The organism is Thermosipho ferrireducens, from assembly GCF_017358165.1.
Taxonomy (GTDB): Bacteria; Thermotogota; Thermotogae; order Thermotogales; family Fervidobacteriaceae; genus Thermosipho_B; species Thermosipho_B ferrireducens.
In genome coordinates this window covers 1,540,121-1,561,637 of sequence record NZ_CP071446.1, presented here as the reverse complement: position 1 = coordinate 1,561,637, position 21,517 = coordinate 1,540,121, and the positions used below count along the sequence as shown (strand labels likewise).

Sequence of the window (21,517 nt, the reverse complement as noted above, 5' to 3'; positions counted from 1 at the left end):
GTGAAAAAACTGGAATTGATATTTAAAGAAGACAACAAAAAAATTTTTGTGGAAGAAGGTACAACTCTTTTGAATTTTGCAAAAGATTACCAGAAATTTTACAAGTCTCCTATAGTTGCCGCCAGAATTAATAACTCTATAGTTGAGCTTTTCAGACCATTAACACGTTCAGGTGTAGTGGAATTTATCGATGTAAATACTACAGATGGATTTAGAATATACCAGAGGGGGCTATTATTCATTTTGCATGCGTCCATCAGAGAGTTATTCCCTGGTTATAAGTTAAAAGTTTCCCACAGTATTGGAAGAGGAATTTACTGTGAATTGAGAGATCATGATAGGAAATTGGTGCTTTCTGAAGAAGATGTCAAGCGTATAAAAAGTGAAATGGAGAAAATCATTGAAAATGATTACGAATTCAAAAAGCACGAACTATTTAAATACGAAGCTTTTAAATTATTTGAAAAAATGAAATATGAAGATAAAGTTAGCTTATTAAAGTATAGAAAGAAAAAAACAATAAAAGTTTATGAAGCAGCAGGACATTTTGATTATTTCTATGGTTACATGCCACCAAGCACAGGTCTTCTAAAACATTTCGATCTTGTAAAGTATAGCGAGGGATTTGTATTAGTGTTACCTAAATTTGATAATGGTAACCCCATTTGTGAGTTCAAACCTCTTCCAAAGCTTTCAGCGGTCTTCCTTGAGTATGAAAAATGGTTAGAAATAATGAACATAGACAGTGTAGGAGATTTAAATAGTCTCATAGCCAGAGGTGAAAGAACAGTAACTGATCTTATAATTATGGCAGAAGCTTTACATGAAAAAAGAATAGCGATGATTGCAGAAGAGATAAAGCAAAAACCAAAAGTTCGACTGATTCTTATAGCTGGCCCCTCTTCCAGCGGAAAAACAACCTTTTCTAAACGCTTAATGGTACAACTTAGGGCAAGCGGATTAAGACCAGTAACAATCTCTCTTGATGACTATTTTGTGGATCGTGAAAAAACTCCAAGGGATGAAAATGGAAATTATGATTTCGAGGCATTGGAAGCTCTTGATGTAGAGCTTTTTAATAAAAATTTATTGGAGCTTTTCGAAGGAAAAGAAGTAGAACTTCCTCGATTTGACTTTACAACCGGGAAAAGAAAGAAAAATGGAAGATTCTTGAAAATAGATAAAGACCAACCAATAATTGTTGAGGGAATTCATGGACTCAATCCAAAATTAACGGAGATGGTACCGGAAGAGTTAAAATTTAAAATTTATGCCAGTGCACTTACACAATTAAACCTGGATAACACAAATAGGATACACACTACTGACACACGGCTTCTCAGGCGATTGGTAAGAGATAGTAAATTCAGAAATCATGATGCTCTTGCTACATTAAAGATGTGGCCAAATGTTAGAAGAGGGGAGGACAGAAACATTTTTCCTTTCCAGGAAAATGCAGATGTAATGTTCAATAGTGCCCTGGTTTATGAAATAGCAGTGTTGAAAATGTTCGCTGAACCGTTGCTTATAGCTGTACCTGATAGCGAGCCAGAAATTTCGGAAGCAACAAGATTACTCAAAATTTTAGATTATTTCCTTCCAATAACCAATTTGGAGGATATTCCAAGAACATCTTTAATTAGGGAGTTTATAGGAAGGAGTGTGTTTAGATATTGAGACTTCATTTGATTTTAATGCTTGCTGTAGCATTACTCAGCATAAGCCTGGGTGTAACCATTAACATAGGTAAATTATCTGTTGAAGCTACAGAGGTAAATTACAATACTATTGTTGAAATTTTGCAATTGTATACATCTCAATTGTCTTTACAAAAAATTTCTCTTGGGGAAGTAGGTACGTTTAAATACGTTGAATGGAACGATCATTTGCTGGCTGTATCTAATGATGTTTTCGTTTTTGATGGAGCAGTGGTCAAAGAAATTGATTTTCAAAAAATTTTCGATTTTTTTGAAATTAAATATCTAAAAGAAGGAGATAATATAAATCTTGTTACAATGTATATTGAAAAGCTCACTGACTATTCAAATCTGATACAGATTGATTATCTTGGTAAAAATAACCTTGAAACTTTTTTGAATAATAACACACTGTACATTAAAACGGACGGATATACATATATGAATAGATTGTATGTGCCCGGTGAGGTAGTCTACACACATAAATATGAAAATGCAAATAGTTTCGAAGAAAATTTTCTTCCAAACCGAACTATAATTCAAATTTACACAAATTGGGAAGTAAAAAAATACGTTTTCAAATCTCTTGGTGATACCATAACAAATCTCGATTCTGATTCTTTTGTTGTTTTTTACGTAAATAGCACAATGAACGCAGTTTTTGTGAGAAATTACAGTCCGGATTTTGGAGGCAGTGACTGGGAAAGATATGCTTTTAGCAAAAATGTAGCTGAAAACTTAGCCACTAAGTTTAAATTCAAATTGTTTTATGTTCCTTTTATTCAGCTTCCAATAGAGAATCCTGGAATAGTAATTTATGGACCAGAAGAAACCTGGGAGGAAGTTAAAAAATATTTGAAGGGTGATTAAACATGAAAAAGATTGCAGTAATATTTGTTTTAGTTTTATTTATTTATTCTTTTTCTTTTTCAGCAAAAATTGCTTTTGTAAATAATAATGATATAATCTTTGTAGAAGATAGTTCGGAAAGCCTACAAGTGGAGGATTTATTTAAAAAGCTCAGCAAACCTCCCGTTGGATATTCAACTTATATTCCGACTGATCTGTTAAATGCGTATTATTTTGTCGAAACTTCGCTTATTATTGACATAAATTTTTCGCTTATACAATCTTATTCTCTGGAAGAAGAAATATATTTGTTTTTGCAGATGATGTATACGTTATTTCAAAATGTTCGTGGGATAGATAGAATATACATTTTAGAAGATGGGAAACAGACAAATTTACTTGTTAGATATATAGATATAAGATGGTCTTTTCCACGTGATCTTTATAAAAAATGAAAATTATTTTTGTTATTTATTATCATTTAGAAAAGGGGGATTAACAAATGGCGGAAAAGTTTAACCTTCAGGACAAATTTCTTAATATCCTGCGTATTAACAAAATACCGGTAAAAGTGTATCTTGTTAATGGATTTCAAACAAAAGGAATTATAAGATCCTTTGATAGTTTTACAATGCTACTTGAAAACGGGAACCAACAAAACCTCATTTATAAACATGCTGTGAGTACTATTATGCCAGATACTTACGTGAAAATAATGAAACAGCAAGAAACTTCTGAAGAAAGTGAGAAAAAGGAGAGTGAGAAAAAAAGTAGTGAACAATAAATGTTTGTTAATTGGTATTTCCGGGTATGAACAGGATGTACTTGATTCGTTGCTTGAACTTGAGCAGTTGTGCAGAACGCTTGGATTGGAAGTTGTAGACAAATTTTATCAAAAGAGAGTAAAACCAGATCCGTCCTATTATCTTGGAAAAGGTAAACTTAACAAAATCAAAAACTTTTGCAAAGATGAGAATATAGAAGTTGTAGTAACAAATGACGAAATAACACCTGCACAGAAAAGAAACCTGGAAAAATTTTTAAATGTGAATGTTTTAGATAGGACCCAGGTAATATTAAGAATTTTTTTGAAACATGCTACTACAAATGAGGGAAAACTTCAGGTAGAAATTGCAAAATTAAAGTACGAGTTACCATACATTGTTGGTAAGGGGAAAGAGTTTTCAAGACTCGGTGGTGGAATTGCAACTCGAGGCCCTGGAGAACAGGAAGCAGAATACACCAAAAGGTATATTAAAAAAAGAATCCGAATTTTAACAAAAAAGCTGGAACAAATTAAAAAGAACAGAGAAATTAAAAGAAAAAAAAGATTGGAATCGTATCACGGAATAATTTCCATTGTGGGTTATACAAATGCTGGAAAAAGCACTTTGTTGGCTCAACTTTCGCAGGAAAACGTTTTAATAAAAAACGAGATGTTTTCAACACTGGCACCTTTATTGAGGAAGGTTAAGCTTCCTTCGGGGCGTTATGTCATTTTTAGTGATACAGTAGGTTTTATTAAAAAATTACCTCATACATTAGTCGAGTCATTTCATTCAACGCTTGAAGAGATAGTACATTCTGATTTAATATTAATATTACTTGACGTATCTGATCATAACTATCAGAAAAAATTGAAAATAGTACATGAAGTTTTATACGACATAGGAGTTTACAATAAACCTTACATCCTTGTATTTAACAAAATAGATCTATGTTCTGAGGACTATCTTTCGGTGGTAAAAAAGAATTACCCAGAAGCGATTTATATATCGGCAAAAAAAAGACAAAATATAATTGATTTGTTATTGAAAATAGATAAGTTCTTTGATAAAATGGAAGAGAGCTTAATTTTGGATGTTCCATTTCCTAAAATAGGTGAAGTAATGAAATTTCGTGATGCACTAAATCTAAACGTTATTGAAATGAGAAACAATAGTTATAAATTATCGTTAAAAGGTCCAAAGGCAGTCTTGCATCAAATAAAAAAAACAATACAAGGAGGTTTTTAAATGAAAAAACTGCTTCTTTTAGTATTATTAGTGGTAGGATTAAGCTTATTTTCAGCTTTTATTCCACCAGTTGAAGATAGTTATCTTACGTCTACTTTTGGTGAATTTAGAAGCACCGGGACAGCTGCACACTTTCACGGCGGAATTGACTTCAGCACTTTTTTAAGAGAAGGCGTACCAATAAGAGCTATTTACGATGGTTATCTTGCAAGAATTGAGATAGATGATGATAACATTTATGGCAACGTAGTGGTATTGCAGCATCCAAATGGTTACAGGTCCCTTTATGCTCATCTAAGCGCTTTTGCTCCAAAAATTCAAAAGCTTGTTGATAATCTTATAGCAGAGTTTGGTAAGCAAAGAATAGTTGTTGAATTTTCTGAAGAGAATATAAAATTTTCGCAAGGTGATGTTATAGGATATTCAGGAAAAACTGGAGAAGCAGTTCAACCGCATGCTCATGTGGAAATAAGAGACAGAACAGAAGAAACATTGTATAATCCACTTGATTTCATAAAAATCGATCCTCCAAAAGGAGAAATAGTTGTGAAAGACTTAATAATAAATGGTAAGCGGTACGATTACGAAGAAGGGAAAACATACCAGTATTCAGGAGCGTATCCTAAAATAGCGGTAAATGCGTATTTTCAAATTAACAGAAATTTAATAGGTTTGAATGATATAAAACTTTACTTTTCAAATAAATTGGTGTATCATATAATGTTCGATAGTGTACCTATGTCTGAATTTGAAAAAGCTTATACAGTATATACTGATGATTCCATTGCATCAGGTTATGTTTACCGGGCTTACTATAAGTTATATCCGGAAAAAATTGGCTCTGTTGTAAAAGAAAATAATTTCCCCGAATTTAAACCATCAGGTGACATTATACCTGTTACAATAGAACTTTCAGATGCATGGGGAAGGAAAAAAGTGTTAACTTTTAACTTAAGAAGGTGACATTGTGTTCTTTTTCAAGAAGAAAAAGAAAAAAGAAGCAGATCTTGAAATAAATCCTTTTTATAAAGATAAGAAAAATCTGGTAGTGTATCTAAGATGTAATAAATGCGGAGAAGTTTTCAGGAGTCATTTAAGAAAGGGATATGATTTTATAATAAATTATGAAAATCCAGATGTTCCATATAGGATAGAAAAACTTTATGTGGGTTCAAAATGTCCTAACAAAATCGAGATAAAAGCACAATTCACTGGCTCGTATAAGCCAGTGAGCATAGAAATAAGCGGTGGTAAGTTTATTACAAAAGAAGATTACGAAAAGGAGGTTGAGGAATGAAGAGACTCTTTACAAGTGAAAGTGTTACCGAAGGTCACCCAGACAAGGTAGCGGACCAGATCAGTGACGCTATCTTGGACGCGATGCTTGAACAGGATCCAAAGTCCCGTGTAGCTGTGGAAACATTAGTGACAACCGGGATAGCTATTGTTGCCGGTGAAGTTACAACAAGAGCTTATGTAGACATTCAGGATGTTGTAAGAAAAACTATTATGGATATAGGATACACCAGGGCAAAATATGGATTCGACGGTGAAACCTGTGCTGTTGTTTCATCGATTCACAGTCAGTCTCCAGATATTGCCCTTGGAGTTGATAAAGCATTAGAAGCTAAAAAAGGTGAGCTAAAAGCTGAGGACGAGTTGGAAATTGTTGGTGCAGGCGACCAGGGAATGATGTTTGGATACGCAACAAATGAAACGGAAGAATTTATGCCTCTTCCTATTGTTCTTGCACACAAACTTGCAAAAAAACTCAGTGAAGTCAGGAAGAATGGCACAGTTCCATTTCTTAGACCTGATGGAAAAACACAGGTAACAGTTGAATATGATGAAAACGAAAAGCCCATTAGAATTGATACTGTATTAATTTCTACACAACACGAGCCTGATGTTACGAATCAGGAAATTGAAGAAGCTCTTATAAAACACGTAATAGATCCCGTTTTACCTGAAAATTTAAGAGATGATAACCTCAAAATATTGGTTAATCCTACAGGAAGATTTGTTCTTGGTGGTCCTTCAGCAGATACCGGGCTTACTGGAAGAAAAATTATTGTAGACACTTATGGTGGAGCAATTCCACATGGTGGAGGAGCTTTCAGCGGAAAAGATCCTACAAAAGTTGATCGCTCTGCACACTATTTTGCACGTTATGTCGCTAAAAATGTTGTGGCAGCTGGACTTGCCGACAAATTTATAATACAGGTGGCCTATGCAATAGGAAAAGCTCAACCTGTTTCAATTATGATCAATACCTACAACACAGCAAAAGTAGCTGAGGAAAAAATTCTTAACGCAATACTTGAGCTTTTTGATTTTAGACCTGGGGCAATTATTAAAAAGCTTGATCTTTTGAAACCTATATATAGAAAAACCGCTGCATATGGACACTTTGGTAGAAATGATCCTGAGTTTACCTGGGAAAAACTTGATATGGTTAATGAGTTGAAAAAATTATTATAATACGAAAAAAGAAATAAGAGGGAGGTTCGTTTGGTATGCCTAATATAATGTCTGCAAAAAAAAGAGTAAAAGTTTCTGAAAGGAATAGACTTATAAACAAAGCATATAAAACCAGAATGAAAACCGCAATAAAGAAAGTTTTAAAAGCAATTGAAGACAAGAAACCTGTAGAAGAAGTAAAAGAACTTTATAAAAAGGCCCAGAGTAGTATTGATAAAGCAAGTAAAATAGGCGCGATTCATAAAAATCAGGCTTCAAGAAAGAAGTCAAGATTGATGGTCAAAGTAAATGAATATTTGTCTGCTTCAGAGCAATAAATACGGAGGTGTGGAAATGTCATTTCATTACACAGTTGAGATGGCAATTGACGAAATAAAATCTAAAATAATTTTATCAAATCCCGAGATAAAGAAAATAGCCAAAAAACATTCCACGGAAATTAAATATGAAGATGGAACATTAACGCTAACTTGTGCTGAAAATGAAGACCTTGACGAAGAACTTGTGAAAAAAATTCTTTCACTTATAAAAACTAAAGTAAAAGCAAAGGCATATTTATACGATGGAAAATCAAAGATTGAAATTTTTAGTGGAAAACTTGATCCAAAGAATCCATTTGGTCAATCTAAAGAAGATATAAAAGAAAGAACCATAGAAAGTATTGAAGAAGAAGAGTTTAGTAATGGAATATCTCTGGACGATTTTGATAGTTACGACGCATTCGATGAAGAATAATAAAGATAGGGAATATAAACATGGCTCCTGATTAATAGGAGCCATGTTTTTTTATTTAAGTTTAAGAATTTAATTCTAACTGTAAAATTTCCCGTACACGATTGTAATCATCTCCGAAGAATCTGTCGCCACTTATTTCCACAGTAAATTTAGAAAAGAACTCTTCGATAACTTCCGATGAGCGGGCCGGTTTTCTGCACTCAAGCGCTACTTTTACCAGCATTGCTTCAATCGATAATAAAGATACCAGGTTATCAAATATCTTTAAGAGTTTTCTTGAAGCGGTTGCTCCCATACTCACGTGATCTTCCTGATAACCTGAAGTTGGTATTGTGTCAATACTTGCGGGATGGGCTAATACCTTATTCTCATTGCACAAAGCTGCAGCAGTATATTGCCATATCATGTAACCGGAGTTTAAACCCTCTTTCCCGGAAGCTAAAAAGGGCGGCAATCCTTCATTTACCTTTGGATTTACAAGCCTATCAATTCTCCTTTCGATCATATTTCCCATATCGGTTAACGCTATACCTACAAAGTCTGCGACCAATGCAACTGGCTCTCCATGAAAATTACCTCCACTTATTACATCGTTCTCAAAAACTAAAGGATTATCAGTTGAGGCATTTATTTCATTTTCCACTACTTTTTTGGCATAATTTAAAGTGTCCAGAACTGCTCCATAAACCTGTGGTATGGTTCTAAGAGTGTATGCATCTTGAATGCGATTGCAATGCAGATGCAAATCTCTTAATTTACTTTCTCTAAGAAATTCTTGAAGCCATGAGGCAATTTGAACTTGACCATCATGATTTCTAACCTTTTGTAATCTTATATCATAAGCTGCAGGTGTTCCGTATAGCGCATCTACAGAAGCGGCTGCTATTAACGTTGCAATTCTCATAAGCTTAAGGGAATCTCTTACAACCAGGCTTAATATGGAGGTTATGTACTGGGTCCCATTTAACAAACTTAAACCTTCCTTTTCCTTCAATTTCAATGGTTTTAATTTCAATTTTTCTAACACTTCTCTGGTTTTGACTTTTTTCCCGTCAAAAAGCACATAGCCTTCACCAATTAACGTCATGGCAATGTGTGCAAGAGGTGACAAATCTCCGCTTGCTCCAACACTACCTTTTTCTGGAACATATGGAATAACGTTATTGTTTAAAAATTCCAGTATTTTCTCAACAACAATTGGTCTAACACCAGAAAACCCCTTTGCAAGTGAGTTTGCCCTTAAAAGCATCATGGCTCTGACAATATCATTGGAAAGTGGTTCCCCAATATTTGCCGCATGAGAAAGTACAATATTTTTTTGCAAAGTTGAAAGTTCGTTTTCGCTGATTCTGACGTTAACAAGAGCACCAAATCCTGTATTTATCCCATACACAGGAGCGCCTTTTTCCAAAATCTGTTCAACAACTTTCCTTGATTCGAGCATTTTATTAACAGCATCTTTGGACAGAGTAACTCTTTCACATTTTCGAGAGACTTTATGAACATCTTCTATAGTAAGGCTGTTTCCATCCAGGGTTATCAAGATTCATCCCTCCTCCACAGACTGGATATTATTCTTTTCTGTGTACCTTGCAAGGATGTAAAGTAAATCGGATAACCTATTCATATAAGCCAAAATTTCTTTTCGCACTTTTTCAATTTTTGAAAGGGATACAATTCTTCTTTCGCAGCGTCTAACAATCGTTCTTGCTATATCTAAATAAGCTCCAGGAATTGTAGCTCCAGGAAGTACGAAAGAATTTATACTTACTTTTGTCTCATAATACTCCACTTTTTTAGTTAAACTGTCTACTTCTTTCTTGCCTATGGGTTCTATATATTTTTCACCTTTTGCAAGCTCAGCAGCTATTTTAAAAAGTTCTTTTTGAATAGATTCGATTAATTTTTTTTCTTCACCTGTTAAATAACACTTTACAATTCCCAAAAAAGAAGTTAATTCATCAATTGTTCCATAAGCTTCCACTCTAATGTTATCTTTATCTACTCTTTCACCATTTGCCAAACTTGTTTTTCCAGAATCTCCAGTTTTTGTAGAAATCATTTCATCACCCCACAATACTTTTTATAAATTCGCTAAAATATTCAAGCTGCTTTTTTATTGTTTCTAAATGCTCAAAATTTATTGACAACAGTCGAAGAGCTTCTATAGGAAAAAGTTCGAAAATGTATTCAAATTTTTCAACACTTTGTTTTATACGTTCAACATTTTCTGTCAAATAGGCATCTATTTTTAAACTTTTGCTTTTTAACTCTGAGAAAAATTTTTGAAATTTATCAAATTCACATGTAGGATATACATGGTATATAATGCTTTGAGTAAGTGAAAGTTCATAAGAATACTGCTGGCAAAGTTTGTAAAGCGAGAAGTATATAAGAACGTCTAAAATCTTTTCCATGCCTTTAAAGTAAAGTAGTTGACCATTCTGGATAATATAATCGGTATTGATTTCTATGATTATTCCTTCGTCTGAAAACGAATTTTCTATTCTAAGCATTTCAGGAGGGAAAATCATCTTTGATTTCATAAATTCATTGGCTACGGTATTTCTTATTAAAAAAAGTTCCCACAACTTTGAAGTTAAATTTGGAAGTTTAACGGCACTTTCACTTTCGCCATTTATTTCAATAACACGAAAATTTTTACCTTTGAATGTTGTCATGCTCTGTTTTGTTATTTGTTTATTGGCAAGTAATAACGATGTTTTTCCAAAAAAATCTACTTTATACCCCCCGTCAACTTTTATGATTATGGGCACTAAAAAATCTATAATCTCCTGAAAAGAAAAACTTGCATCAAATAGAATAGTCAAAATTCACTCCCCCTTCAGTACTCTTTTAATTTTTCTTACCCCTTCAAGCATTTTCTCTTTATCTTCAAGATTTGTCAGAATCTCTTTTACAATCAAAAGAGCTTTAGAAAGTTTTTCAGACTTTTTCTTAAATTCCCTTTCCAATTTTCTTTTATAAATAAAACCATCATAGATCAAAATCAGTGATAATGGAACAAAGAAAAAGTATAATAGTACATGTTGGATTGGTAACGCCTTTATAATCACTGCTTGCAAGTTTTTTTGCAGCGATATTCTTTTCAGTAAAACTCTTTTACCTTCAAAAAATCCTTTTTGAATCGTCTTTGTTAAACTAAAAAGATTTTCTATTTTTTCCCCAAAAAATTTGTCTGTTATAATAATCCCCTGGTAATTGTAAATGATAAAATTTCCGCTAAAATCCGGGATTTTATACCATTTTCCATCTTTTACATAAATCAACATCTTTTCGTTATTTATCTCTACAAAGTTTATTTCTTCTTCGTTTACTTTAACGTTATATAAGTTACCCTTGTAGTATATACTTTCCTGTTCAATTACATAACCACTTGGCTTTTTTAAATTAACAATACTTTCTATTAACATAAAATAAAGTTTTAATTCATTACGAAGCATATGTTCCAGATTTTTGATATCATAAAATGTATAAGATAAACTGCTCAAATATATCAAATATGGCATGATAATCAACAAAATAGCACAAAAAAGAAAAAAGGTTTTTCGCATTCTTCACCTTCTTTCAGGAGCTATAAGTAATCCCATAATAAGAAGATCTATGTATCTATTGTTTATTTTTACAGCATTTCTTTTAATCCCCTCTATTTGAAAGCCAAATTTTTCGTATAATTTAATCGCTCTTTTGTTAGTTTTCATCACCTCCAGTTGAATTCGAGTAACCTTTTTGGTAATAGCCCATTTTATAGCGTTTGAAATAAGGTTTTTTCCGATACCAACTCCCCAGTAATCTTTCAGAACTGATATTCCAAATTCTGCAACATGTCTCATTCGCTTTTTTTCATGGATCAACATAGTAATTTCCCCAACAATCTTTCTATCAAACTCCGCAACTAAGTGAAGTCTTAACGGATCAGTTATATAAATTTTCACATATCTCCTTAAAGTTTCATAATTGGGTAGCTCATCAGGTGAAGTTATAAGATAATGTGTTTCACTAACAACTTTTTTTCTGAATTCGTAAATTTTCTTAACATCGCTCAGTTGAACAGGCCTTATTATAATTTCATTATATTCCACTGCTTCTCACGCCTTTAACTAATCTGCTGAACCATTATTTTTTTTGACATCAACAACTTCAAGTTTAATATGTTTTTTCATACTTTCCAGAAGTTTGAGAACCTCATTTTTAAAAGCATCAGGAACTATTATTCTTAAAATCCCGTTTTCGTATTTTCTTATATTCATCATATTATCTTCTGTTTCCAGAACATAACTCAAAAAATGAACATCTTCGCGTGAAATTTTTACCAGGATGTCGTATTCCATTTATTTCTCACTCCCACTACTTTTTTTCTCAGTATCTTGTTTTAAATACGGACATTTACTTTCAAGTTTTCCTTTAGTAACATATTCTTTAAAATGGGCGATAAAAATGGGTTTTTCAGAAGGACATTTGTTCATGAATTTTGCAAACTGAAGAAATCTTGTCACAACCTCTTCATCCATGTCAAAGTATATTTTCCAGCAGGCATCCATGGCTTTTTCAGGATTTATTAACATTACTTCTGTAAAGAATTTGTATACAGCTTGAAGATTTTCGTTTTCCTGAACAGCTATCATTTTTCCTTTAGCAGTTAATGTAATTGCCCCTCTTCTTTCATAATATATAAGTTCTTTCTTTGCAAGGGAATCTAAAGATTGCTTTGCAGAAGGCATTTTTACATTAGCATACTCAGATATTCTTTTCAATCTTGTCCAGCCCATTTCGTTTAACGTTAAAAACACCATTAACAAATACTTTCTTTCAGCGCGTGTCAAAGGTACAGATGTTCCCATCAATATATCAGACCTCCTGTCAATAAGATGCGTCTAATTCGATTATATCATATACTTTTAATTCCAAATAAAAAAGGGGGACTTCCCCCTTTATACCTTTTTCAATCCAGAGTGAGGTAGGTCTGTAAGAGTTTTAAGGTAGCCTCTATGGCATCTATGTGAGTTCTTTCATAACTATGGGAAGCATAAATTCCGGGGCCTACTAATCCATGCTTTACGTCGTGGCCTGCCCTTAATGAGCTTTCAACATCAGAGCCGTAGTACGGGTAAATGTCTACACTATAATTAATTCCTGCAATATTTGCTGCGTTTATTAATTTAGAAACTATTTCATAATCGTAAGGTCCTCCTGAATCCTTCGCACATATCGATGCAGAAAAAACATTTGATTCTAAATCAGCTCCAACAGCGCCCATATCAACCGAAATAACCTCTGTAACATCCTCAGGTATTCCTGAAGCTGCTCCATGTCCAACTTCCTCATAAGAAGTGAACATCATATAGACTTTCCTTTTAGGCTCTGTTGTGAAATCTCTTATTGCTTTTGCAAGTCCCAGTAAAATTCCAACTCCTGCTTTATCATCTAAGTGTCTGCTCTTTATAAACCCGGTTTTTGTTACCACAGTTCTTGGCTCGAAAGAAACAAAATCACCTGGCATAATGCCAAGCTCTAAAACATCGTCTTTGCTATTGACTTTCTGATCCAGCACAATTTCTATAGTTTCCTCTGTTCTTTTTAAAGAATTTACATCGTTAAATACATGTGAAGATGGATGGGTTAGGTATATTGTCCCGGTGTACTCTTTTCCTTCTCTTGTGTGAATTCTACAATTTTCATTTTCTATAGTGGAAAAAGAAAATCCACCGATTTTCGAAATTGCCAGTCTTCCATTACTTTTGATGGATTTTACCATAGCTCCCAGAGTGTCCACATGAGCTACAAGCATTATTCCATTTTCTTCTTCTCCGTTGAGCTCTACAACAAGATTATTTTTATTTGTTATTTCGTACGTGAATCCAAACTTTTTAAATTCTTCCACAAGATAGTTAATAATCTTTTGAGTAAAACCTGTCGGGCTGGGAATTGAACATAATTCTACAATTTTGTTTACAGCATAGTGAACATAATCCATAATTTTACCTCCTCAAATACTTGTTTACGATTTTTTCTTTTTCGAAAGTTTCGAAGAATTCTTCAAATTCTTCAAAGAGTATACTATCACTTTCATTAAAAGAAAAATAAAGCATGGCATTAGTAATTTTGCTTATTTTGCCATAATGTGGATTTTCTTCCAATATTTTCTGAAGAGAGAAATAATCACTTTTTTTCCCATTATACTCATACACAGGGACTTCTATTATTGGAAAATCTCCCGAATAACTTATTCCTATATCTATCACCGCTTCATTTACAGCTTTTGCGATCTGATTATAATCTTCAAATTCTACATATTCTATTTTATGATTATACTTTTTTGCAAAAGCTTCCATTATTCCGGGAATAATTCCAACATAAGAATCGCCGTATTTTTCACATATTACAGGTACAACAATTATTCCTACACGTACCTTAGAATGAATTTTTATTGCCAGCAAATAGACAAAAGTTGTTAGAAGAGCTCCTAACATTGCTTCTGCTAAGGCTACATCAGGAGCAAAATACAACGTATAAATGGCGACAGCAAGTATACTGAGAGCAGTTCGCCACAAAAAAGAATGAAAGGGTTTAATTCTAATGATTGCAAGCGAGGCAAATAAAACAGCTACTAATAAAAAGAGTACTCTAACGATTTGCACGTCTTTGCCCCCTCTTTGAATACGCAACAGCAATATAATATGAAACCATTGGAGACCACACAATTAAAATTATTATTGCAAGTAATCCTTTAAAGAAAAACACCTTTGAAAATAGAAAGGATATTAACATAAACATTCCGCCAATACTGTCTCCTGCACCTATATAGTGAAGGCGTTTTAATGTTGAATTTTCAAAAAATGCAAAAATATTCCCTGCGACCATTATTATAGCCCCTGCCCACAAAAATATTTGTTGAAAAAGATTCATTCCATGTCACTCCTTGCAAGAAAAGAAGCTATAATAAGTCCTCCACCAGTTCCAAATAATAAATATAAAATTCCAACATCGTACAGGAACTTATCTTTATTAATAAACGAAAAAACCAGAAGGAACAACGATATTTTCGTTGATAACGCTAATAGTGGGACAACTTTTTCCCAGATGTTTTTACTTTTCACCATCATAAAACTATTTAGAAGAATTGCCATTAAGATTAGAATCAAGATGCTCACAAGTTATCACTTCCTATCTTATGTACATAGAGATAATCCTCATCATGGTCAAAAACTAACGTTTTTGGAGTAAACGTTATGTATATAATTCTTTCAAGCATTTCAAAATTATCTTTATATTCCAGATGATAAACAGTTTCTTTTTTTAGAAAAAAAATTTCAACTGTTTCTATTATAGCCTCTGGAATTTTTTGGGCAACAGTTCCTATTAGCCTCAAAAAAGGAAACTTCCCCGGGTAAATTATTAACGCTAAGGCTGACGAGATTAAAATGTTATAAAAAAAATACTCAATTCCTGTCAATATAGTTAAAAAAAAGCTCCCAAACAAAATTGTCAGTATTAAATTTAGCATCTGAAAACCTCCTTGCTTATAATTTTACCATATGCTTAATTTATGCCTGAAAAATATTCTGTTTTTATTTTGAGGGATTTGAGAGAATAGCTTTAAGATAACAATATACAATGAATATTACGAAAATCCCAACCGCTGAGTTTAATTTCAAAAATCAAAGTATGTAATCTTCATAAAAGAAATTTAACAAGATTTTTCTCAATATTTTTTCCAATTACATAACTTGACTTATAAAATTCAATTTTGTATAATAATTTCGTGTTTTTTAACACAAAGTTATTTTGATTTACACTTTTGAAAAGGAGGGGTCGCTTTATGAAACGTTTACTTGTCTTTGTTGGGTTGTTGTTAACATTATTCATATTTGGTGAAGCTGTTGTAAACTACGCTCTTTTAGAGGATATTACCACCACAAACATCTGGAACCTGTTGGGATCTGGTTCATCTGCCTGGAACTTTTATGTTCAGCTGTGGAAGTATCCAGCATTGTTAACCATGAATAAAGACGGTATGCTTATTCCATCAGCAGCTGCAGAAGTTCCCAAAATTGTAGAAGAAAATGGAATGTACACGGTAACAGTGAAATTGAGAAAAGATTTGAGATGGAGTGATGGTTCTCCGTTTACTGCAAACGATGTTGTATTTACATACAATACTATTCAAGAATTGCAAATCCCTGGTGGAAACTGGGTAGGCGCATATGAACCAACAAAAGTAGAGAAAATAGATGAATGGACTGTGAAATTCTATTTCAAGGAAAAAACCACAATGACAATTTACTATGACACTCTCATGACTGCCATTGTAAGCAAAAACTTCTGGGCTCCTTATGTAGAAAAAGCTAAAAAGCAGGAAAATCCAGTAAACTGGTTGTTGAGCCAGGAAGTAGTAGATCCCGCTATTACAGCATTGAATCTTGGAAAAATAGAAAAAGGTGCATTTGTAGAAGTTAAAAGAGTAGTGGAAAAAGGTTTCTATTTGCCAGAGGGTGAAGAAAATCTTTATTATGAAAACGGCGGATTTGTAATTAAGAATCCTACCACCGGTTTTGAATGGACAAGCAATAATCCTGCACCAGAAGGTTCCGTAAAATTGAAAGTTGTAAATGGACCATATATAGACAAGATAATTTACAGAATATATGGAAACAAAGCTGTTGCACTGCAGGCTCTTCAAAAAGGAGATGTTGATTTTGTATTGAATCCTTTAGGATTGACCTCAGGTGAATTTGAGTCGTTAAAAGGAGTTCCAGGAATCAAACTTACAGTAAATCCATCTCTTGGATTTAGATATCTTGCTTTCAATATGAGAAAATATCCGTTCAACATAAAAGAATTCAGACAGGCATTAGCTGCATTAATCGATAGGGATTACATTTGTAACAGAGTTCTTCAGGGAAAAGCTATACCACTTTCCACGCCAGTTCCACCTGCAAACACTTTCTGGTACAACGCAGATGTCAAAACAATTGGTGAAGGACTGAGCAGAGGAGAAAGATATCAGCTTGCTATTGAACTTCTGAAAAAAGCAGGATTTAGCTGGGATCAGGAACCAGTAATTGATCCTTCAAAAGCAGCTAACCCGGTTGTCAAACGTGGAAAAGGCTTAAAGGGACCAGATGGTAAATACGTTCCTGACCTTGAACTTCTCGCTCCGTCTGGAGAATACGACCCAATGAGAGCTACAACTGCTATTTATATAGAACAATGGGCAAAAGATCTCGGCCTTCCTATTGATGTTAAACTTACAGACTTCAACGAAATTGTTACCAGAGCATTTGACGAAGTTGATTTTGATATGTACATGCTTGGCTGGGGTATTGGAAGAGTCCCAACGTACTTCAAGAGTTTCTGGAAATCAGATCAATCCGCACCTGAAGGTTTCAACACTCCAGGTTACTCCAATCCAGAATTTGACGCTCTTATTGATGAATTTGAAATGGCCGATTCCTTTGATGAAGCGGTAGAAGCTATAAAAGAAGCACAGGAATTACTCGCAGAAGACCTTCCATATATTATCCTCTTTACAACTCCAATTTATGAAGCGTACAGGGATACAATTGAGTTCCCATTCACAGACACACTTGATGGTATTCAAAATTACAATGGTTTCCCGGAAAATGTGGTAAGAGTTAAATAAATATCTGTTACGCCCTCGGCCCGTCTGGGCGGGGGCTTTAATTTTTCAATAAAAAGGAGAGGTGAAAATGAATATAAAACTATTGATTCAGCTAATAGTAGGAATATTTTTTGTTATATCATTGTTTTTTGAAAGTCTCTCGTTTTTTGGATTTGCAATACTTTTACCACTACTTGCCGTTCTAATTACGTTATTTAATGCTGAAAAGTTTTATCACTATGTGTTTTTAGTAATCTCTCTTGCTTTGTATTTGTCTGCTATTTTTAACTTTAAATATTTCTTTGTTTTTAGCCCACGTTTTAACTATATCCTGTTTTTCATTTTGTATTTGTTTTCATTACCACTTCCTGGATTGTTTAAATTCATACGAAATAGGTTATATCAAATGATAATTTTACTTGTGATATACGTCACAATAGTATTTTTCATCTTCCTTTTAATGCCTGGAGATTACACAACAAAGTTTTTAGATCCAAAACTGATGAAACAACCTGAAATGTACGAAAGAATTAAAAAACTTTTTGGTGTTGACGACCCGTGGTATGTAAAGTATGCAAAACACATGAAAAATTTCTTCAATTTGGAACTTGGTATATCTTTTTCAGAATATCCCAAACCTGTTGCAGAGATTATTGGAGAAAGACTTCCAAGAACTGTATTTTTATTTTTAATGACTACATTATCTTCTTATCTTTTAGGATATAATCTTGGGAAAAAAATCGCATGGAAAAGAGGTGGGGTGTCCGATAAAGTTGCCACGTTTGTGGGAATAATATTCTGGACGATTTTCACTCCCTTTTTCATGCTTATTATGATCTGGCTTTTTGGGGTGGTCTTAAAAATATTCCCAATTAGTGGATTTATAGAACCCTCTAAATGGTTGAATGTTACATTCTCCTCTCAAGATGTATTTATAAAGCTATTATGGAGTTCAATAGTACTTGTGATGTTCTGGAGCGTTGGCATACTTTTTGCATCATTTATGAAAACCAAAAAAACTAAGAATGCTGCGATGTTGACATTCACGTTTGGAGGAATAGGCAGCGTATTAATATACTGGCTGACAAATGGTTATGGATATTATGCCCTTGATATTATTTACCACGTTATTCTTCCTGTTATATCGTTGACCGTTCTTGGATTTGCCGGTAGTATGCTGGTTATGAGAGATACAATGCTGGAAATTATCAAAGAAGATTATATAACAACAGCAAAAGCTAAGGGACTTCCCGACAAAGTTGTAAGAGACAAACACGCTGCAAGAACCGCGCTCTTACCATTAATTACAAGTTTTGTTTTAGCTCTTGCCACAACTGTTAGTGGGGGAGTAATTACTGAAACAATGTTTTCATGGAAAGGGATGGGATTAACTCTTTTGAACGCAACACTTCTTCAAGATACCCCGCTTGCCATGGGGTGCTTAATTTTTACAGGTGTTTTTGTCCTTTTTGCGCACCTTATTGCTGACATTTTATATGCAATATTAGATCCAAGGATTAGATACTGAAGGGGTGAAATTGAATGGCTAAAGAATCAATCACCAAAATAAAACTGAAATTATTTTTGAAAAATACAAAAAGAAACTGGGAACTGTTTAAAGAACACAAATTGGGACTTTTCGGACTAATTATAATTATCGCATTTGGACTATTTGCCCTATCATATCCAATAGTGTGGCAATTTGTAGATAAAAGCATTTATGATCCTGTTACAGGCACTGATCCACGAGTTCAGGATATATCGTACGTCTCTAAATACATGTCTCCATTAAATGTTATAAAAGGTATTGAAATCCCGGCGGCTACATTGTTCACTTACTCTTTTTTAGACCAGGGAGAAGATTTCAAAAAGGCAATAGAAAAACGAATAGACGTTGCTCAAAAAATATTTGTGAACTTAGATTATGCACAGGCATTTAGACCTATTTTAGATGCCATTGTAGATAATTACATTCCAATGAAAGAAAGAATGAGATACCAGAATCAAATCTCCCAGCTCCTTGATCAGGGTTTAATTGAAGTTAAACCCTTAGCAAACATTTTGGAAATTGGCAATAGAAAAAAATTCTCACTAAGTGATTTTAAAAAGTTAGTCAAAGAGGTAGATACAGAGACATTAGCAATGGCTCTTGCACCTTACAAATCTAAACGAGAAGTTTCACGAATAACCTTATGGTTGAAAATAGCAAAAGGTTCTGAAGAACAGAAAAAATTCAAAAACCTATTAAGAAAGGACTTTTCAGAAAAAGAAATCAAAGAGGCACAAGAAAAGATTTTTAGCGTTGTTTCAAATTTAGTAAGAAAGAGCTTAATAAATGTTCAAATTTCCGTGGCCAATCAAAAGGATCTTGAGGAAATAATAAAAACCGAAAAGGTTCCTGTACAGGATTTAGCAAAAGCAACAATATTCAATGTTCTTGTTGATATTTTAACCTATTCTAAAATTTCTGGAGATTATGATTCTTTGATAGCAGCTTTAAAAAATTCACAATATTCAGAATTGTTAAATTACGCAGAAATAAGAATGCCTGATCTTTCCAACGAAGAAAGTAAAAAATCTAATTATGAAAGGGTTAAACAATACCTTGAAGAAATAGAGACGTTATTTTCACAATTAGACATAAAAGCCAATTACAGCGAACCTGTTAAACTTCTTGACGTACTTTCCGGGATAAAATTAGCGATTTTAACATTTGATTTTTCACCTGAATTTAGGGCAAAAGTTGAAACAGCACTTTCAAACTATCCGGACATACAGTATGGATTTAGAAAAGAGCTTGAAGCATTGTTTATAGAAGTGGCAAACGCCAGAGCTTTTATGGCAAGCATAATCTCTGACATTACTGAAGAATCCCCTGAAAATATCAAAATACCTGATGTTTATTTGAATATTGATTTTACTCAGCTAATACCTGCCATGGACAAACCTGTAGTATCTTTACTTTCCTTTGCGACAAAAAATACAAAACACTATAACCTGATAATTTCAAATATAGAAAATGCAGGTGATATAAATTATAAAAGATTAGATATAGTAAAGAAGATGAAAGAACTTTCAAAACCCATTAATTCAGTAAAATTACTTCTACCTGACTCAGATATTAAAACACCTATATCCAGATATCTTTTTGCTAATCTTGTGAAAGATCACATAAAGTATCTAAAAAACAAAGAATTCTGGACAGATGAATTCAAAGATTACATAGCCTATAACCAGAATGATCTTGGAGATGTTGTAAAACAACTAAATTCAACGTTTGAAATTAGCCAGAAAGAAGCTAAAGAATCAGTTGTAAATCTTTACAATAATCTTGCACTTAACTCAAAACTTGGAATTCAACATCCACTTCCACCTAATAGATGGCATTTACTTGGAACTGATCCTGGTGGAAGAGACATATTCATGCAGCTTTTAAGGAGTACCCCAAGTGAATTTATGCTTGGTTTTCTGGCAGCTTTAATAACCGTTGTGATTGGAACTATAGTTGGTACAACTGCCGCATACTTTGGAGGAGCTGTTGATACCTTATTCATGAGACTTGCTGATTTGATCTTATTATTCCCGGGTATTGCTTTCTTGATAGTTCTCTCTGGGTTTTTCCAGATTAATTTGTTCTGGCTTGCGCTTATTCTTGGTCTTCTTGGAGGGTTCGGTGGTATTACATTGGTTATTAAAGCTCAGGCGTTAACAGTAAAAGTAAAACCATATATTGAAGCTGCAAGAGTAGCTGGCGGAAACAATGCATACATCATCTTTAATCACATAATCCCCAATGTAATGCCTTTATCTTTCCTGTATATGATGTTTAATGTTACTGCCGCAGTGTTTTCAGAAGCTGTTTTAAGCTTCTTTGGACTTCTCAGAATTAGAATAAGCTGGGGTATCATGATCAACACCGCCTGGACTTCTGGATACTTATCTTCTGGTAATATAGGGGCGTATTGGTGGTTATGGGTTCCAGCTGGTTTGATAATAACAATTTTCTGTTCAGGATTTTATTTCCTTGGAAGAGGACTTGAAGAAATTGTCAACCCAAGATTAAGAAAGAGGTGATTTGTGTGCCAGTATTAGATGTT

25 protein-coding genes are annotated in these 21,517 nt (G+C 33.6%); 13 read left to right on the top strand and 12 right to left on the bottom strand.

The features are described 5' to 3' along the window. From JYK00_RS07730 to JYK00_RS07685, 10 genes are read left to right on the top strand one after another with little or no spacing between them, the layout of a single operon-like run. Positions 1-1,677, top strand: coding sequence for a nucleoside kinase (locus tag JYK00_RS07730; RefSeq protein WP_207566336.1), 1,677 nt, complete (start codon positions 1-3; stop codon positions 1,675-1,677). Continuing rightward, the gene (locus JYK00_RS07725; RefSeq protein ID WP_207566335.1) at positions 1,674-2,567 is read left to right on the top strand and encodes a DUF4941 domain-containing protein; all 894 of its coding nucleotides are present in this window, start codon (positions 1,674-1,676) and stop codon (positions 2,565-2,567) included. Before JYK00_RS07730 ends, JYK00_RS07725 begins: the two co-directional genes overlap by 4 nt. Positions 2,568-2,569: 2 nt before the next feature. Beyond that, positions 2,570-3,001 (top strand): GerMN domain-containing protein, encoded by a 432-nt coding sequence (locus JYK00_RS07720; protein ID WP_207566334.1) that lies wholly within the window; start codon positions 2,570-2,572, stop codon positions 2,999-3,001. A gap of 47 nt (positions 3,002-3,048) precedes the next feature. After that, positions 3,049-3,330, top strand: a complete 282-nt coding sequence (gene hfq / locus JYK00_RS07715) for an RNA chaperone Hfq (protein WP_207566333.1) — start codon at positions 3,049-3,051, stop codon at positions 3,328-3,330. After that, positions 3,305-4,561 carry a GTPase HflX gene (hflX, locus tag JYK00_RS07710; protein ID WP_207566332.1) on the top strand — a complete coding sequence of 419 codons (1,257 nt, stop codon included), beginning with the start codon at positions 3,305-3,307 and terminating at the stop codon, positions 4,559-4,561. Before hfq ends, hflX begins: the two co-directional genes overlap by 26 nt. Next, positions 4,562-5,524: a M23 family metallopeptidase gene (locus JYK00_RS07705; RefSeq protein WP_207566331.1), complete on the top strand. Its 963-nt coding sequence runs from the start codon at positions 4,562-4,564 to the stop codon at positions 5,522-5,524. Between the two features lies 1 nt (position 5,525). Next, positions 5,526-5,858: a hypothetical protein gene (locus JYK00_RS07700; protein WP_207567665.1), complete on the top strand. Its 333-nt coding sequence runs from the start codon at positions 5,526-5,528 to the stop codon at positions 5,856-5,858. Then, positions 5,855-7,042 (top strand): methionine adenosyltransferase, encoded by a 1,188-nt coding sequence (gene metK, locus JYK00_RS07695; RefSeq protein ID WP_207566330.1) that lies wholly within the window; start codon positions 5,855-5,857, stop codon positions 7,040-7,042. The genes JYK00_RS07700 and metK overlap by 4 nt, the downstream gene beginning before the upstream one ends. Positions 7,043-7,077: 35 nt before the next feature. Then, positions 7,078-7,359: a 30S ribosomal protein S20 gene (rpsT, locus tag JYK00_RS07690; protein WP_207566329.1), complete on the top strand. Its 282-nt coding sequence runs from the start codon at positions 7,078-7,080 to the stop codon at positions 7,357-7,359. Between the two features lie 16 nt (positions 7,360-7,375). Then, positions 7,376-7,777 carry a hypothetical protein gene (locus JYK00_RS07685; RefSeq protein WP_207566328.1) on the top strand — a complete coding sequence of 134 codons (402 nt, stop codon included), beginning with the start codon at positions 7,376-7,378 and terminating at the stop codon, positions 7,775-7,777. Between the two features lie 61 nt (positions 7,778-7,838). On the opposite strand, the gene hutH is transcribed toward JYK00_RS07685, so the two are convergent. The 12 genes from hutH to JYK00_RS07625 all read right to left on the bottom strand — a co-directional run bounded on the left by hutH (position 7,839) and on the right by JYK00_RS07625 (position 15,302). Further along, entirely contained in the window at positions 7,839-9,320 is a 1,482-nt protein-coding gene (hutH, locus tag JYK00_RS07680) for a histidine ammonia-lyase (RefSeq protein WP_207566327.1), read from the bottom strand. A gap of 3 nt (positions 9,321-9,323) precedes the next feature. Beyond that, positions 9,324-9,839 (bottom strand): cob(I)yrinic acid a,c-diamide adenosyltransferase, encoded by a 516-nt coding sequence (locus JYK00_RS07675; protein WP_207566326.1) that lies wholly within the window; start codon positions 9,837-9,839, stop codon positions 9,324-9,326. A 4-nt stretch (positions 9,840-9,843) separates the two neighbouring features. Further along, positions 9,844-10,608, bottom strand: coding sequence for a hypothetical protein (locus tag JYK00_RS07670; protein WP_207566325.1), 765 nt, complete (start codon positions 10,606-10,608; stop codon positions 9,844-9,846). A 3-nt stretch (positions 10,609-10,611) separates the two neighbouring features. Then, a complete protein-coding gene (locus tag JYK00_RS07665) occupies positions 10,612-11,352 on the bottom strand; it encodes a hypothetical protein (protein ID WP_207566324.1) in 741 nt (246 codons plus the stop codon). 3 nt (positions 11,353-11,355) lie between these two features. Beyond that, entirely contained in the window at positions 11,356-11,880 is a 525-nt protein-coding gene (locus tag JYK00_RS07660; protein ID WP_207566323.1) for a GNAT family N-acetyltransferase, read from the bottom strand. Between the two features lie 18 nt (positions 11,881-11,898). After that, a complete protein-coding gene (locus JYK00_RS07655; RefSeq protein WP_207566322.1) occupies positions 11,899-12,129 on the bottom strand; it encodes a DUF4911 domain-containing protein in 231 nt (76 codons plus the stop codon). Next, positions 12,130-12,639, bottom strand: a complete 510-nt coding sequence (locus JYK00_RS07650; protein ID WP_207567664.1) for a metal-dependent transcriptional regulator — start codon at positions 12,637-12,639, stop codon at positions 12,130-12,132. 101 nt (positions 12,640-12,740) lie between these two features. Next, positions 12,741-13,772 (bottom strand): M42 family metallopeptidase, encoded by a 1,032-nt coding sequence (locus JYK00_RS07645; RefSeq protein ID WP_207566321.1) that lies wholly within the window; start codon positions 13,770-13,772, stop codon positions 12,741-12,743. 4 nt (positions 13,773-13,776) lie between these two features. After that, positions 13,777-14,436 carry a hydrogenase subunit MbhD domain-containing protein gene (locus tag JYK00_RS07640; RefSeq protein ID WP_207566320.1) on the bottom strand — a complete coding sequence of 220 codons (660 nt, stop codon included), beginning with the start codon at positions 14,434-14,436 and terminating at the stop codon, positions 13,777-13,779. Beyond that, positions 14,423-14,704 carry a monovalent cation/H(+) antiporter subunit G gene (locus tag JYK00_RS07635; protein ID WP_207566319.1) on the bottom strand — a complete coding sequence of 94 codons (282 nt, stop codon included), beginning with the start codon at positions 14,702-14,704 and terminating at the stop codon, positions 14,423-14,425. The genes JYK00_RS07640 and JYK00_RS07635 overlap by 14 nt, the downstream gene beginning before the upstream one ends. Further along, positions 14,701-14,949, bottom strand: a complete 249-nt coding sequence (locus JYK00_RS07630) for a hypothetical protein (RefSeq protein WP_207566318.1) — start codon at positions 14,947-14,949, stop codon at positions 14,701-14,703. The genes JYK00_RS07635 and JYK00_RS07630 overlap by 4 nt, the downstream gene beginning before the upstream one ends. Beyond that, complete coding sequence (locus JYK00_RS07625) at positions 14,946-15,302, bottom strand: hypothetical protein (RefSeq protein ID WP_207566317.1); 357 nt, start codon at positions 15,300-15,302, stop codon at positions 14,946-14,948. Before JYK00_RS07625 ends, JYK00_RS07630 begins: the two co-directional genes overlap by 4 nt. A 315-nt stretch (positions 15,303-15,617) precedes the next feature. On the opposite strand from JYK00_RS07625, the gene JYK00_RS07620 reads away from it, so the two are divergent. From JYK00_RS07620 to JYK00_RS07610, 3 genes are all read left to right on the top strand, one after another. Beyond that, the gene (locus JYK00_RS07620; RefSeq protein WP_207566316.1) at positions 15,618-17,441 is read left to right on the top strand and encodes an ABC transporter substrate-binding protein; all 1,824 of its coding nucleotides are present in this window, start codon (positions 15,618-15,620) and stop codon (positions 17,439-17,441) included. Positions 17,442-17,508: 67 nt separating this feature from the next. Then, positions 17,509-18,948 carry an ABC transporter permease gene (locus JYK00_RS07615; protein ID WP_207566315.1) on the top strand — a complete coding sequence of 480 codons (1,440 nt, stop codon included), beginning with the start codon at positions 17,509-17,511 and terminating at the stop codon, positions 18,946-18,948. A gap of 14 nt (positions 18,949-18,962) precedes the next feature. Continuing rightward, positions 18,963-21,494 (top strand): ABC transporter permease, encoded by a 2,532-nt coding sequence (locus tag JYK00_RS07610; RefSeq protein ID WP_207566314.1) that lies wholly within the window; start codon positions 18,963-18,965, stop codon positions 21,492-21,494. Positions 21,495-21,517 lie beyond the last annotated feature (23 nt).

Excerpts from the sequence above, each read along its gene's own strand:
- JYK00_RS07720 (WP_207566334.1), top strand. The coding sequence starts at position 2,570 with ATGAAAAAGATTGCAGTAATATTTGTTTTAGTTTTATTTATTTATTCT.
- hfq (WP_207566333.1), top strand. The coding sequence starts at position 3,049 with ATGGCGGAAAAGTTTAACCTTCAGGACAAATTTCTTAATATCCTGCGT.
- JYK00_RS07705 (WP_207566331.1), top strand. The coding sequence starts at position 4,562 with ATGAAAAAACTGCTTCTTTTAGTATTATTAGTGGTAGGATTAAGCTTA.
- metK (WP_207566330.1), top strand. The coding sequence starts at position 5,855 with ATGAAGAGACTCTTTACAAGTGAAAGTGTTACCGAAGGTCACCCAGAC.
- rpsT (WP_207566329.1), top strand. The coding sequence starts at position 7,078 with ATGCCTAATATAATGTCTGCAAAAAAAAGAGTAAAAGTTTCTGAAAGG.
- JYK00_RS07685 (WP_207566328.1), top strand. The coding sequence starts at position 7,376 with ATGTCATTTCATTACACAGTTGAGATGGCAATTGACGAAATAAAATCT.
- JYK00_RS07675 (WP_207566326.1), bottom strand. The coding sequence starts at position 9,839 with ATGATTTCTACAAAAACTGGAGATTCTGGAAAAACAAGTTTGGCAAAT.
- JYK00_RS07665 (WP_207566324.1), bottom strand. The coding sequence starts at position 11,352 with ATGCGAAAAACCTTTTTTCTTTTTTGTGCTATTTTGTTGATTATCATG.
- JYK00_RS07655 (WP_207566322.1), bottom strand. The coding sequence starts at position 12,129 with ATGGAATACGACATCCTGGTAAAAATTTCACGCGAAGATGTTCATTTT.
- JYK00_RS07650 (WP_207567664.1), bottom strand. The coding sequence starts at position 12,639 with ATGGGAACATCTGTACCTTTGACACGCGCTGAAAGAAAGTATTTGTTA.
- JYK00_RS07645 (WP_207566321.1), bottom strand. The coding sequence starts at position 13,772 with ATGGATTATGTTCACTATGCTGTAAACAAAATTGTAGAATTATGTTCA.
- JYK00_RS07635 (WP_207566319.1), bottom strand. The coding sequence starts at position 14,704 with ATGAATCTTTTTCAACAAATATTTTTGTGGGCAGGGGCTATAATAATG.
- JYK00_RS07625 (WP_207566317.1), bottom strand. The coding sequence starts at position 15,302 with ATGCTAAATTTAATACTGACAATTTTGTTTGGGAGCTTTTTTTTAACT.
- JYK00_RS07620 (WP_207566316.1), top strand. The coding sequence starts at position 15,618 with ATGAAACGTTTACTTGTCTTTGTTGGGTTGTTGTTAACATTATTCATA.
- JYK00_RS07615 (WP_207566315.1), top strand. The coding sequence starts at position 17,509 with ATGAATATAAAACTATTGATTCAGCTAATAGTAGGAATATTTTTTGTT.
- JYK00_RS07610 (WP_207566314.1), top strand. The coding sequence starts at position 18,963 with ATGGCTAAAGAATCAATCACCAAAATAAAACTGAAATTATTTTTGAAA.